Source organism: Candidatus Paracaedimonas acanthamoebae, from assembly GCA_017307065.1.
GTDB lineage: Bacteria > Pseudomonadota > Alphaproteobacteria > Caedimonadales > Caedimonadaceae > Paracaedimonas > Paracaedimonas acanthamoebae_A.
The window spans coordinates 87,819-102,549 of the sequence record JAFKGL010000012.1 but is presented as its reverse complement, the minus strand read 5'-3'; the positions used below and the strand labels follow the sequence as shown (position 1 = coordinate 102,549).

Sequence of the window (14,731 nt, the reverse complement as noted above, 5' to 3'; positions counted from 1 at the left end):
ATCCCTTATCCTTTATTATCGTTATACTTTCGCCAAAAGAACGAAAGGAACCTTTTATGAATTTTTTCCTCGATAGTGCTGACATTCTGGAAATTCGCGAACTCGCTGATTCTGGTCTTATTTCTGGTGTCACAACAAATCCTAGTTTAATTGCTAAATCAGGGCAGGAAATTAAAAAGGTTATTGCCGAAATTTGCTCCATCGTTGAAGGACCTGTCAGCGCCGAAGTCACCGCCACGACTTACCCTGAAATGATGCAAGAAGCTTCTGTTCTTACGCAAATTAGCGAACAAATCACTATCAAAGTCCCTCTTACTTTTGACGGCTTAAAGGCCTGTAAGGCTTTATCATCTCAAGGAATCATGGTGAATGTTACTTTATGTTTCTCTGCAACGCAAGCTCTTCTGGCAGCGCGGGCAGGCGCCACCTTCATCTCCCCCTTTTTAGGTCGTCTTGATGATATCAGCATGGATGGATTGCAATTAATTCGAGATATCCGGCTTATCTATGATAATTATCCTGAGATCGAAACGGCCATTCTTGCCGCCTCTGTTCGTCATCCTTACCATGTTCTTGAAGTTGCTAAGATTGGCGCAGATGTTGTTACACTCCCAGGTAAAACGTTTCGCCAACTTTACAATCACCCGTTAACAGATCAAGGTCTGGAAGCCTTTTTAAAAGACTGGAAAGCAACAGGACAAACGATCCTTTAGAGATAAATGGTGGAAAGAGAAACACGCTCCTTTGCCTTTATCCCGAGCCAAATTATCAGTATTAGCCTACAACCTTATTTACAAGAGTGGCTCAACTGGCTCACCGTTGAAAAGGATGTTTCTCTTCACACTGTTTCAAATTATAGCAGAGATTTAGGGGCTTATCTGACGCATTGAGCCGTAAAAAAGATTTTAACTATTCCAATCGCAAGGTCTTTGTCTTCTATACGTTCCGTTCATTTATGAATTATCTTATCAGGCATTACCCATTTAAAAATCAAAACATCTAAGCTCCCAAAAAAACATAAGTTAAAGATATTTTTTAAGATATTTCCCTGTATAACTTTCTGGAATTTTTGCAAGCGCTTCAGGCGTCCCTTTTCCAACAACCTTTCCGCCTTCATGTCCCCCTTCTGGTCCCAAATCAATTACCCAATCTGCGGTTTTAATCACTTCAAGATTATGTTCGATTACAATAATTGTATTTCCTTGATCCACAAGAGAATGAAGAACCTCTAACAACTTATTCACATCTTCGAAATGAAGGCCCGTCGTAGGCTCATCCAAGATATAAAGCGTACGACCTGTCGCCCGTTTAGACAATTCTTTTGATAATTTTATCCTTTGCGCCTCTCCTCCTGAAAGTGTTGTGGCACGCTGCCCAATATGGATATATCCCAATCCTACCTTTTGAAGAGTTGCAAGTTTATCCCGCACAGACGGTGTTGCTTGAAAGAATTCAAGACCTTCTTCAACGCTCATATCAAGAATATCAGCAATCGTTTTGTCACGGTATTTTACTTCTAAGGTCTCTCGATTATAACGCTTCCCTTTACAGTGATCGCACTCAACATACACATCAGGCAGAAAGTGCATTTCAATTTTTAAGACTCCGTCTCCTTCACAAGCCTCACAGCGACCGCCTTTGACGTTAAAAGAAAAACGTCCAGGCTGATATCCTCTAGCCTTGGCTTCCGGTAAAGCTGCAAACCACTCTCGAATAGACGTAAAAGCCCCAATATACGTTGCTGGGTTTGATCGTGGTGTTCGTCCAATAGGGGATTGATCTATATCAATAATTTTATCGATCGCCTCAAGCCCTTCAATAGCTGTATGCTCGCCAGGAAGATCTCGAGCCCCATGCAATTGACGAGCAATTGCTTTGTAAAGCGTTTCAATCACAAGAGATGATTTTCCACCTCCTGAAACACCTGTCACACACGTAAGAGTCCCTAAAGGAAAATCCACTGTAAGGTTTTTAAGATTATTGGCTTTCGCTCCTTTAACTTTTAAAACTTGTCCATTCCCTTGACGCCGTTTTGTTGGAACTTCGATAGTTCTTTTACCTGTAAGATAAGCTCCTGTGAGGCTTTGAGGATCTGTCATCACTGTCTCAGGCGTTCCTTGAGACACAATTTCACCCCCATGGATTCCCGCCCCAGGCCCCATATCAATAAGATAATCCGCGGCTCGAATAGTATCTTCATCATGCTCAACAACGATGACTGTATTTTCCAAATCGCGAAGACGTCTTAAGGTTTCTAGCAAACGATCATTATCACGCTGATGGAGTCCAATCGAAGGCTCGTCGAGAACATAAAGAACCCCCGTTAAACCAGAGCCAATTTGGGACGCTAACCGAATTCGTTGACTTTCTCCACCTGATAGCGTTCCCGAGGAACGTGATAAGGTCAGATAACCTAATCCAACGTTATTTAAAAATCCCAATCTCTCATTGATTTCTTTTAAAATTCGAGAGGCTATTTCTTGCTGTTTTTGGGTAAGCTTCGGTGCCAACCCCTCAAACCACCTCACCGCTTCAGCCACCGAAAGCTCGGTCACTTGGCCAATATGTTTTTCGTTTATTTTTACCGAAAGAGCTTCTGGCTTAAGACGATAACTATGACAAACTTCACAAGGACTGCTCATTTGATAACGCTCAAGCTCTTCACGACGCGAGTTACTTTCACTTTCACGATATCGTCGCTCTAAGTGAGGAATAACACCTTCAAAGGGTTTCTTTTGCTGAAAAGATCTCGTTCCATCCATCATTGAAATGGTAATTTCTTTTCCTTTTGTCCCATATAAGATGGCGTCGCGCGTTTCTTCTTTTAATTGTTGAAAAGATGTATGAATATCTTCGTTAAATGCTTTTACAACAGATTCCAACGTTTGAAGGTAATACATAAAAAAAGAATTTGCCCACGGAACAATCGCTCCTTGTTCAAGTGTTTTCAAGGGATCTGGAATAACTAACTGAGGATCAAACTGAATCCGAGCTCCCAACCCATCACAATCCGGGCAAGCCCCAAATGGACTATTAAAAGAAAAAAGACGCGGTTCAATAGCTTCAATCGTAAAACCTGATGCGGGGCAAGCAAATTTTTCTGAAAATGTCAGCCGCTCTTCCGTGTCGGCATTTTCAGCAAAAAGAATCCCTTCCGCGAGCTTTAAGCCCGTTTCAATACTATCTGCAAGGCGTGTCGCAATTTCATCTTTAATAACCACACGATCAACAACAATCTCAATATCGTGCTTTAGTTTTTTATCCAGGACTGGAGCGTCTTCAATCGCATAAAGTTTTCCATCGACTTTAATTCTTTGGAATCCTCGTTTTTGCATCTCTGCAATTTCTTTTTTATACTCCCCTTTTCGCCCTCGAACGATGGGAGCCAACAAAAGCCAACGACTTCCCTCGGGGCACCCCATAAGCCGATCCACCATCTGTGAGACTGTTTGGCTTTCAATAGGCAGACCTGTTGCAGGCGAGTAAGGAATTCCTATGCGTGCGAAAAGAAGACGCAGATAATCATAGACTTCCGTCACTGTACCAACTGTAGAACGAGGATTTTTCGACGTTGTCTTTTGCTCAATTGAAATCGCCGGCGACAAGCCTTCAATTGAATCAACATCTGGTTTTTGCATCAATTCTAAGAATTGACGGGCATAAGCTGAGAGACTTTCGACGTAACGCCTTTGGCCTTCAGCATAAATTGTATCAAAAGCAAGAGAGGATTTGCCTGACCCACTTAAGCCTGTGATCACCACAAGCTTGTTGCGCGGGATATCAACATCCACATTCTTTAAATTATGTTCACGAGCGCCGCGAATACTAAGAGTATTAAGAGTCATTCTTCCCACATTCAAGCTAGTTAAAAAACAGAAGTGTACAAGTTTTAACTACATACACTTCTTTATTATCGTCAAACTGAGCTAACAAATAAAAGCCGCAGGAAGTCAGATTAAAGTCCCTACTCTTCTTTACTACGACTAAATCTTTTGCGCTCATTTGGATCTAAATAACGCTTCCGCAAACGGATTGATTTCGGCGTTACTTCAACCAATTCATCATCCTCAATATAAGAAAGCGCTTGTTCAAGTGTTAGAATTTTTGGCGGCGTTAACCGGATGGCCTCATCCTTACCTGCTGCACGAACGTTACTGAGCTGCTTTGCTTTAAGCGGATTAACTTCTAAATCCTGTTGACGATTATACTCACCAATGACCATACCTTCATAAACTTCGTCGCCAGGGTTAATGAAGAAAATCCCGCGGTCTTCAAGGTTAAAGATCGCATAAGCCACAGCTTTTCCAGCTCCAACTGAAATAAGCACGCCATTACGGTGTTGAACAATTGCCCCTTTATAAGGAGCATACGAATGGAAAAGACGACTCAAAATACCCGTCCCACGCGTGTCGGTCATAAATTCACTTTGATACCCAATAAGGCCGCGTGACGGCGCGTGGAAAGTAATTCTTGTCTTTCCTCCGCCTGAAGGACGCATATCCTTCATCTCTGCTTTTCTGAAGCCCATCTTTTCAACGACAACACCTGAAAATTCTTCATCCACATCAATTTGGACTTCTTCAATCGGCTCAAGACGTTGGCCCGTCGTTTCATCTGCTTTGTATACGACTCGAGGTCGGCTAATTGAAAGTTCAAACCCTTCACGGCGCATGGTTTCAATAAGAATCCCTAACTGTAACTCTCCTCGCCCTGCAACTTCAAAAGAGTCTTTATCTTCACTTTCTTTTATCTGAATCGCGACGTTGCTCTCAGCTTCACTTAAGAGACGTTCACGAATCATACGTGAAGTTACTTTTTTCCCTTCACGTCCCGCGAGAGGAGAATCGTTGATAGAAAATGTCATCATTAAAGTTGGAGGATCAATTGGCAATGCAGGAATAGGATTCATCACTTCAGGAACACAAATGGTATCCGCTACTGTTGTTTGCTCAAGACCGGCAACAGCAATAATATCACCTGCAAAAGCTTCTTCAACAGGCTCTCTTTTCAATCCTCTGAAAGCAAGGATTTTTGAAAGACGCCCATTTTCGATAGATTCTCCTGAAATGTTCCTCAACGCCTTAACTGGCATATTAAGACGTGCAACACCTGTCTGAACACGTCCTGTGAGAATACGCCCCAAATACGGATCTACTTCTAGAGTCGTCACCAACATAGAAAAAGGCGCCTCATGATCAACATTTGGTGCAGGGATAAAGTCAATAATTGTTTCGAATAAGGGGGTTAAATCACCACGAGGATCTGTTAGATGACGAGCTGCCCATCCATCACGTCCTGACGCATAGATGACCGGAAAATCAAGCTGTTTCTCATTTGCATCTAACGTCACAAACAAGTCAAATATTTCGTTTAGAACTTCATCAGCGCGGGCATCTGGTCGATCAGCTTTATTGACGACAACAATCGGACGTAAACCAAGCTTTAAGGCTTTCATCACCACGAATTTTGTCTGTGGCATGGGGCCCTCGGCTGCATCGACTAAAAGAACAACGCCATCGACCATGCTGAGGATTCGTTCCACCTCACCCCCAAAATCAGCGTGACCAGGGGTATCCACAATATTTAAGCGAACATCATTCCAAACAATCGACGTACATTTTGCAAGAATTGTAATCCCTCGCTCACGCTCAAGATCATTTGAGTCCATCGCCCGTTCTGCTACGTTTTGGTTCTCTCGAAAAATACCACTTTGACGAAACAAACTGTCAACAAGTGTGGTTTTCCCATGGTCAACGTGGGCGATAATAGCAAGGTTACGAAGTGGAATCATTGTTTACCTAAAATTGTTAAAAGCTAAGCATAACCTCTATAAACTCATTTTAAAGAGGTTTTATCTTTCCTCCTGACCTTCCTTGAGAAAATCAGGAGGAAAAATTAAATTTGTCCTAATATCCGTGAATTAGATTTGGATTAGGTCTTACGGGCTCGTTAGAATATCCGCCTTGAGGAGACTGCGGAGCCACATTACGATGTTGAGGGGCCGCATTGTAATGCGGCGCGGGCTGAGGATAATGAGCAACCGGTGCATATTGTGGAGCTGGTGTATTATCAGGAATAATACGTGAACGCCCTGATTGACCTACGATTAAAAGAATTCGTTGGCCTGGAGCATACTGGGTATCCTTCCCTTGCACGACTGTCCTCATTTCGCCATTACTAAGCTCAACGATATATTCAAAAGCATTTTGAGAGCTGAGAGATTTTTCTGCATAAGCACCCGCAACAGCACCTAAGATAGCGCCTGCAGCTGTTGCCGCTACATTTCCACCACCGGCTCCAAACTGATGACCTACAACCCCTCCAGCAAGAGCGCCTGTGGCTATACCTGTTCCATTTTCTTGAAGTTTTTCGGCATTTGTTACCTCAACTTCACGGACACTGACAACGATTCCTCGGAAAGTTCTAGAGGCCTCTCCGACGTGCCTCTCAGAGTAAACATTCGATGAAATTTCGCGGGCGCATCCAGAAAGCATTGCAGCTGTCGAGCACACCACCATCAAATAAGCCGTAGAACGGAACATAGATGAATTTTTACTTAAATCAATCATAATAACCTCATATGTTTATGGAACCTGCCAGGCCCTGCCTCATAATAAGACATAAGCTTTTTGCCAGGTTTTCTCATTTTTTTCTACTTAAAAAATAAATGAACCGACCAAATTCCTATTCTTTATATCGTAACATAGATACCGCTTTAGCACAAGAAAAAAATGAAACATCTATCAAGTTATTATGTAGAAGCCATTTATTTAGAGAAAAGAGACATGATACCTTAATTACACACCAAAGTATTGAAGGATGATTAAGATTCCTTTTGAAAATTCACGATAGTTTCTGAGTTTTCATCCGTATTAGAGGAAAAATAATTTTTGAGGTTCATAAGATCTTTCTTCAGCTCTTTTATTCTCTCAACATTGATTCCATAGGATTGCGCTATGAGCGATGCTTAGTTTGCTCTTATTGTCAATCCTTTGTAAAATTAGTTTACTTTATTTTCGAGGCTTAAATTCTTCAAATTACAAGCATAAGTTTTTGAATAAAAACACTTTTAACTTTAATAATAACTTGATATTTGAAACGAATTGTGGTACTCTGATAATTAGATGGGCAGGAATAATTTTTTATCTCATGAAGACTTGATCAATCTTCATGATCCTTTCGCTTAATTTCTGCAGCCATCTAATAAAGATAATAATTTTTTTGACGCCCTTTTTGGGTGAATACCTCTTTTTTTGCCTAGTGAAAAAAGAGAAAAACTTCTTGCTTGTCATCCTCAGCCTTGCGCTAAGGATCTCAGGTAACCAGGTGATGCCCCTAAATATCAATAAAATTTCTTCCCATATCGCAATCAAGAATCATAGAAAAAATTGAGGAAGCATCTTCAAAATAAAAATGAATAACGATAAAGAATGCCAAAATATGCATCTTGAAAAAACTATTGTCATTTCCTAAAAAATTCTCTATATTTCGTTTAAATATCGACATTAAATAATGAAGGTGGGTCCAAAAAAACCCACCTTTTTATTTGGATAAAGACTACATGGAACTGACAAATAAGATTAAAGACATTATTGAACCAACCCTAAATAGTTTAGGATATCACATTGTTCGAGTGAAATTTTCAGGACAAGTTCGTCCAACACTTCAAGTGATGATTGAAAAAAGCGATTTAAGCGCTTTGTCCATTGATGATTGTGTGAAAGCAAGTCGGCAGACTTCTGCTCTTTTGGATGTTGAAGATCCAATTGCAAGCGCTTACCAACTTGAAGTCACCTCTCCTGGCCTTGATCGCCCTCTTGTCAGTTTACAAGATTATATCCGCTTCCAAGGCTCAGAGATCAAACTTGAAACCGTGGTACCTCATGAGGGGCGTAAACGTTTCAAGGGAACTTTAACTGAAATCAAAGCAGAAATGGTTTTCTTGAAATCAGAAGATAGTGAAGCAATTGTTGAAATTGCTTATAGCAATATTCTTAAAGCAAAATTGGTCCCTCAATTTTAATTTTTAACGATAGAAATAAGTTTAGGAAAATAAGGCGATAACGATGACATCAATAACTTCAACCGGCATAATTCGAACAGAACTTTTAAGCGTTGCAGAAGCTGTTGCTCGTGAAAAAGGTATTCAAAAAGATGAAGTCCTTGAAGCCATGGAAATGGCAATTCAAAAAGCAGCACGCGCAAAATATGGTCATGAAAGAGATATTCGGGCTGAAATTGATCGAAAAAGTGGTGAAATTACTGTTTTTGCTTGCCGCGAAGTCGTCGAAGACATTGAGAATGAAGTCACTCAAATCTCCCTTAAAGAAGCAAAAAAACTAGACCCTACCCTGGAACTAGGATCCTTTATAAAGACATATCTTCCACCAATTGATTTTGGTCGTGTTGCTGCTCAAACTGCAAAACAGGTCATTTTTCAACGTGTTCGTGATGCTGAAAGACAACGCCAATACGAAGAATATAAAAATCGTGCAGGTGAAATTATTAATGGTCAAGTCAAGCGTGTTGAATTTGGCAATGTGATTGTTGAATTAGGACAAAGTGAAGCCCTCTTAGCAAGAGACCAATTAATCCCACGGGAAAATTTCCGCCCTGGAGATCGAATTCGGGCCTATATTATGGATGTTCGCCAAGAACCACGCGGCCCTCAAGTTTTCCTCTCACGGTCCCATCCTGGTTTTATGACAAAACTCTTCACTCAAGAAGTTCCTGAGATCTATGAAGGCGTTATTGAAGTAAAAGCTGTTGCACGCGATCCTGGTTCTCGCGCTAAGCTTGCCGTCTATAGTGCGGACAAAAGCCTTGATCCCGTTGGAGCTTGCGTTGGATTACGCGGCAGTCGCGTCACAACAGTGATCAATGAACTCCAAGGGGAAAAAATTGATATTATTCCATGGTCTTCAAATCCTGTCGTTTTTGTTGTTAATTCTCTGATCCCCGCAGAAGCAAGCAAGGTTGTGCTTGATGAAGCCAGCAATCGTGTGGAAGTTGTTGTTCCAGATGATCAACTCAGTCTCGCCATTGGGCGCCGAGGCCAAAATGTGCGTCTCGCCAGCCAGTTAACTGGACTTGGTATTGATGTTATTTCTGAAACCGTTGAATCTGAACGCCGCTCTCAAGAAATTAAGAATCGCTTAAAGCTATTCGTCGAAGCACTTGATGTGGATGATGTTTTGGCTCACCTTCTTATAACAGAAGGTTTTGATAATGTTGAAGAAATTGCTTACATTTCTTTAGGAGAACTCTCAGGCATTGAAGGTTTAGATGAAGACTTAGCTCAAGAACTTCAAAATCGTGCAAAGAATTTCTTAACAAAACAAGAAAAAGTATTTAAGCAACGTTCACAAGAATTAGGTGTTGAAAAAACACTTCAAAATCTCGAAGGTTTATCTCCTAAGATTGTGGTCGAGCTTGCTGAAAAAGGCATTACAACGCTTGATGCTCTTGCTGATCTTGCTGGAGACGAACTCGTCGAACTTTGCTCAGACATCGATTTAGACGAGGCGAATAAGCTTATTATGACAGCGCGAGAACATTGGTTTGAAAAAACGGATACAAACTCCCAAAAAAGTCAATAAAGATAAATTTTAAGGCTATTTGGAATCGTTTAAAGGAAAGATAAAAGTAATGACGGAACAAAAAGATTCGAATGAAAAGAAAACATTAACCCTAGGGGGTAAGCTTTCTTTGAAAAAAACTCCTGAAAGCGGCCAAATACGTCAAAGTTTTTCTCATGGCCGTTCAAAATCTGTTGCTGTGGAAGTCCGTAAGAAACGTACAGTTGAAAAGGCTGGAGGTTCTGAAGGAGAGCATTATGAAAACAGTCTTAAATCAGGCGAAAAAGCGAATTCAGAATTTGAAACCCGTCTTAAGGCTGTCCAAAATGCTTTAAAATCAGCTCCAGATTTGGAAGCCAAGCTTTCCAAAGAACGCCTATTAAGAGAAGAAATGGAAGCTCTTCGTCTAGTTGAAATTGAAAATCAACAAAAGCAAGAAGAAGAAAGACGACAACCTCAGAAAGTGGAAGAAACTTCCGAAGAAATCCCTTCCACGACACCTCCTTCCCTTCCTGTAGAAACCTCTGAGCAAAACGTAAATGCCTCTGTACGCCCCAAAAAATCTTATGAAATTGATGAAGGAGACGAAGAAGGCGAACATCGGAATGTTAAAAAAAGTGTGGCAAAACCCGCTGTAAAAAAAGCAGAAAATACTGAAGCGAAGCGACACGATTTTAAGCAAAGACTCCACGGACTTAGCTTTGAAGAAGCACTCCAAGCAGATGAAGAAATTGGGCGAGGACGCCATGGTAGCTCACGTCGACCAAAGTTTAAGAAACCCAAAGAAATTATTGAAACAAAGTTTATTGTTCGTGAAGTCAATATTCCTGAAGCCATTTCTGTCCAAGAACTTGCGAATCGTATGGCTATTCGCGCGGCTGAAGTTGTTAAAAAGCTTATCAGTATGGGCGTACTTGCAACCGTTAACCAAATGATTGATGCAGATACAGCTGAAATCGTCGTCACAGAATTTGGTCATATATGTAAGAGAACGACAACGGAAGATATTGGCAATATTCTTATGGCACAAGAAGAAGACCCTTCAACAATGGTTATAAGGGCTCCTGTTGTTACTGTCATGGGGCATGTTGACCATGGAAAAACTTCTCTGTTAGATGCTATCCGCAAGACCGATGTTGCAGCTCATGAAGCTGGCGGTATTACTCAACATATTGGGGCGTACCAAGTAACAATGCCTTCAGGTAAGAAAATCACCTTTATTGATACTCCTGGTCATGCTGCATTCACTGAAATGCGTGCTCGCGGAGCAAATGTAACAGATATTGTTATTTTAGTTGTCGCCGCCGATGATGGTATCATGGCGCAAACTGTTGAAGCCATTCACCACGCACGTGCTGCTAATGTTCCCATTATTGTCGCTATCAACAAGATTGATAAACCTGATGCCGATGCAAATCGCGTCAGAACAGCCCTTCTTCAACATGAAATTGTTCTTGAAGAAATGGGAGGCGATATTATTGCGATTGAAGTCTCTGCAAAAACAGGCCTTAATATTGATAAACTGGAAGAGGCCATTCTTCTCCAAGCTGAGGTTCTAAATTTAAAAGCGAATCCTCATCGCGATGCCTTAGGAGCGGTCATTGAAGCAAAACTTGAAAAAGGACGAGGTGCCGTTGCAACTGTTCTTATTCAACGCGGCACGCTTAAAGTTAGTGACATCTTTGTGGCAGGAACTGAATGGGGCCGTGTTCGTGCTCTTGTAGACGATCGTGGAAATAATCTAAAGCAAGCCTCACCTTCTCAACCTGTCGAAGTGATAGGCTTTAATGGTGCTCCTGGCGCAGGAGACTTATTTATTGTTGTTGAGAGCGAAGCGAAAGCACGTGAAATTGTTGATACACGCTCTCAAGCCTTAAAAGCTCACCAAGCAGCCGCTTTAAGAAAAACAACGATGGATCAACTGATTCAAAATGCAGCAGCACAAGGATCGATGAAAGAACTTGCTGTTGTCATTAAATCGGATGTTCAAGGCTCACTTGAAGCTATTTTAGGAAGTATCCATAAACTTGCAACGAGTGAAGTTTCAGTCCGCGTCTTATATTCTGGCGTCGGAGGAATCAGTGAAAGTGATGTGACTTTAGCCAGAGCCTCTGGAGGATTTGTCATCGGATTCAATGTTCGGGCTAACCAACAAGCACGCGAACTTGCTCATAGAGATGGTGTCGAACTACGTTATTATTCCATCATATATGATGTGATTGATGATGTGAAAGCGATTCTTGGAGGACTACTTTCACCAACGCTTAAAGAGAACTTCTTGGGGAATGCTGAAATACGCCAAGTCTTCAATATTACTAAAGCCGGAAAGATTGCAGGTTGTTATATCACTGAAGGAACCGTTAAACGAGGCGCTAAAGTCAGATTGCTTCGGGATAACGTGGTTATCCATGAAGGTAGCCTCAAGACATTGAAGCGCTTGAAAGACGAAGTTAAAGAAGTTAAACAAGGCTTTGAATGTGGTATGGCTTTTGAAAACTATCAAGATATTCGCGAAGGCGATGTCATCGAATGTTTCGAAGTTGAATCAATTGCAAGAGTACTTGCTTAAAATTAAAGTCTTACTTGATGACAAACTTACGTAAATCTTCTGCTCAAGGCCCCACGCAACGACAACTTCGGGTTGGCGAAGAAATTCGCCATATCCTCTCAAAAATTTTAAGCCGCGGTGATTATTCTCACCCTCTTCTAGAGGGCGCAAGCGTTATTGTAACAGAAGTTCGCATTAGTCCCGACCTTAAGCATGCCAAAGTGTTTATAACCACCTTAGGTGGCAAGAATATGGAAGCTATTGTAAAGGTTTTAAATGAAGAAAGTCGTCCTCTACGAAACGCTTTAGGGCGGACCCTTACAATAAAATACACCCCTCAGCTTCAATTCAGGGCAGATACTTCTTTTGAAGAAGCGGCGAAAATCGCAACCCTTCTTCATTCAGAACATGTTGCCCAAGATTTGAAGAAGAAATAAGTCTATTCTTTAATTTTAAGGCTCCAGGGGCGAGTTCCAACATCATCGCTTACAGTACGAACTTTCACGCCACTCTTCGTCATCCAAATGAGATGTCCCCCTTTCATTTTTAACTCATATCCTGTGATAAGAGTTGAAGAATCTGTAACTTCTTTAACAGAAGGCCGTATCTCGAGATCGCTTTTTATATCTTGAAAATCTTTCTCTTGTGAATCTTTCAAGATCATAACGGTTTTTCCATTTTTAGAAATAAGATAGCTTTTTCTTGTGATGTGAATTCCTACAGGTTGCTCTTCAAGATCTTCTGAAAATTTCTGAACATCTTGAAGGGCAACCATTTTGAGCCAATTTTCTCGCGCAAATCTTCCTGCCTGTAATGAATTAACCCAACCTTTTCCTTCTACATCCAATAGACAGATAAGGTTTTTATCGCCTGCCATAAAAATATCCGGTTTAGGGGAGAAACTTGTTAAAATAAAAGCAATGATCATCCCACCCCCTCCCCACCATCTCCACGACGTTTTCCATAAACAAATCCATAAAAAACTTAATGTAAATATCAGCAAAATATGCGACGGGATCGAGGGGACTAAAAGCGTCGATCCCGGCCATGATGAAATTGTATGCGCGATCTCAGTCATAAACCCAATAATCTTCTGTAAAAAAAGAGCAAGATAACTTGCTGAAGAAAAGGAACTTATAACCAAATAAAGGACAAGAGATGGCATAATGATAAATGAAAGTAAGGGAATACAGATGATGTTTGCAGGCAAGGCATGAAGTGTAAAACGATTAAAAGTATAAACGATATAAGGCGTTGTCGCTATTGTCGCGAGAATTGTTGAAAAGGTGATTCCAAATAAATAAAAGAGCAACGTTTGCCACCATTGTCGATAAGTGGTACGCCAATGCTCTAAGGGCTTTTTTAGAATTTCATAACCGCTCACAAGGGCAATAACTGCCGAAAATGACATTTGAAAACTTGGCGAGATAATGGACTCAGGCAAAACAAGAAGAATGACGATTGCCGCAAGAGCTACATTCCGTAAAGTTATTGCCGTTCGGTCGGTTATCACTGCCACTAAAATAATTGCTGTCATCATAAAAGAACGCTGCGCAGGAATTGCGAAATCGCAGATGACAAGGTAAAAAAAAGTCAGAATAATTGCAAAAGCCGCAGCCCATTTTTTTATAGGATATCGAAGAGTAAGCCATGGAATAAAGGATAATCCTTTACGAAAGACTAAAAAGACAAGTCCCGCAACAATTGATAAATGAAGCCCAGAAATGGCTAGAATATGAGCCAATCCTGAATTTGCAAAATCTTCACGCAATTCTTCTGAGATCCCTGAACGATCTCCTGTAATCAAAGCAGCCGCAATCGCACCTGAATCTCCCCCTATTGTTATTTTAAGATATTTCGTTAAGGAGTGTCTCATTCTTGTCAACTCTGTTATAAGCTTCTCTTTAATCCCTTGTGGACCATAATCCTTATTTATTTCAGGGAAAGTGATTCCATATCCAACAGCGGATATTTTCTCAAAAAATGCTTTCTTACGAAAATCATAAGCCCCTGGCGCAACAGGAGCATTAGGAGGCAATAAAACACCTTTGAATTTCACTTTTTGGCCTGGGATAAAATCTCTTCTTTCTTGAAGATTTTTTCCTTTGAAATTTATGCGCACACGCCCAAGAGGATGCTTTAGTTTTATCGGCGCTAACGTAACATTTTGAAGCGTCAATCGCAGAGATTTTGGCATCTGCTCAATCTTTTTTATCTCTCCTTCAATGGTCTGCACACGAGAAGGATAATGAAAAAGATAAGTTCCTACAGAATAGGTTCTTAATTGAGCTGCTGAAAACCCTAAACATAGTGTAAAACTCATTAAAACAAGACAATACGCTCCGAAATGTTCTGATTTAAAAATACGTAATGAAATCAAGCTAATGAATGAACATAATAGCCCTATTAACCCTATCCATCCTGAGGGTTCCGTCTGCATTCCGAAATAGCTCAATATTCCAGTTCCGATCCCCACAGGACTCCACACAACCCATTGGGTACGTTCTGCTATAAGCTTTGCTCTTAAAAATTGAGGCGATTTTGTTGCTAGAAAAGATGCAGCCATTTTAAAAATATGTTATAATAAAATTATATTGTATAGACT

Annotated in this window: 10 protein-coding genes; 6 read left to right on the top strand and 4 right to left on the bottom strand. The window is 40.9% G+C overall.

Annotated elements, in window-relative coordinates; genetic code table 11:
• Positions 1-56 precede the first annotated feature (56 nt).
• Together fsa and J0H12_02220 are read left to right on the top strand one after the other, a co-directional pair.
• On the top strand, positions 57-713 hold the full coding sequence (fsa, locus tag J0H12_02225) for a fructose-6-phosphate aldolase (GenBank protein MBN9412729.1): 657 nt from the start codon (positions 57-59) through the stop codon (positions 711-713).
• 6 nt (positions 714-719) lie between these two features.
• On the top strand, positions 720-890 hold the full coding sequence (locus J0H12_02220) for a site-specific integrase (protein MBN9412728.1): 171 nt from the start codon (positions 720-722) through the stop codon (positions 888-890).
• A gap of 132 nt (positions 891-1,022) precedes the next feature.
• On the opposite strand, the gene uvrA is transcribed toward J0H12_02220, so the two are convergent.
• From uvrA to J0H12_02205, 3 genes are all read right to left on the bottom strand, one after another.
• The gene (gene uvrA / locus J0H12_02215; GenBank protein MBN9412727.1) at positions 1,023-3,845 is read right to left on the bottom strand and encodes an excinuclease ABC subunit UvrA; all 2,823 of its coding nucleotides are present in this window, start codon (positions 3,843-3,845) and stop codon (positions 1,023-1,025) included.
• Positions 3,846-3,964: 119 nt separating this feature from the next.
• Positions 3,965-5,791: a translational GTPase TypA gene (typA, locus tag J0H12_02210; GenBank protein MBN9412726.1), complete on the bottom strand. Its 1,827-nt coding sequence runs from the start codon at positions 5,789-5,791 to the stop codon at positions 3,965-3,967.
• A 115-nt stretch (positions 5,792-5,906) separates the two neighbouring features.
• A complete protein-coding gene (locus tag J0H12_02205; GenBank protein MBN9412725.1) occupies positions 5,907-6,569 on the bottom strand; it encodes a glycine zipper 2TM domain-containing protein in 663 nt (220 codons plus the stop codon).
• A 992-nt stretch (positions 6,570-7,561) separates the two neighbouring features.
• Between J0H12_02205 and J0H12_02200 the strand changes: the two genes are divergently transcribed.
• The 4 genes from J0H12_02200 to rbfA are packed head-to-tail and all read left to right on the top strand — an operon-like array spanning position 7,562 to position 12,563.
• The gene (locus J0H12_02200) at positions 7,562-8,023 is read left to right on the top strand and encodes a ribosome maturation factor RimP (GenBank protein MBN9412724.1); all 462 of its coding nucleotides are present in this window, start codon (positions 7,562-7,564) and stop codon (positions 8,021-8,023) included.
• A gap of 43 nt (positions 8,024-8,066) precedes the next feature.
• Positions 8,067-9,599, top strand: a complete 1,533-nt coding sequence (gene nusA, locus J0H12_02195) for a transcription termination/antitermination protein NusA (GenBank protein ID MBN9412723.1) — start codon at positions 8,067-8,069, stop codon at positions 9,597-9,599.
• Positions 9,600-9,648: 49 nt separating this feature from the next.
• The gene (gene infB, locus J0H12_02190; GenBank protein MBN9412722.1) at positions 9,649-12,147 is read left to right on the top strand and encodes a translation initiation factor IF-2; all 2,499 of its coding nucleotides are present in this window, start codon (positions 9,649-9,651) and stop codon (positions 12,145-12,147) included.
• A gap of 17 nt (positions 12,148-12,164) precedes the next feature.
• A complete protein-coding gene (gene rbfA / locus J0H12_02185) occupies positions 12,165-12,563 on the top strand; it encodes a 30S ribosome-binding factor RbfA (protein ID MBN9412721.1) in 399 nt (132 codons plus the stop codon).
• 2 nt (positions 12,564-12,565) lie between these two features.
• Here rbfA and J0H12_02180 read toward each other — a convergent pair whose 3' ends face one another.
• Positions 12,566-14,692, bottom strand: coding sequence for a ComEC/Rec2 family competence protein (locus J0H12_02180; GenBank protein ID MBN9412720.1), 2,127 nt, complete (start codon positions 14,690-14,692; stop codon positions 12,566-12,568).
• Between the last annotated feature and the right edge of the window lie 39 nt (positions 14,693-14,731).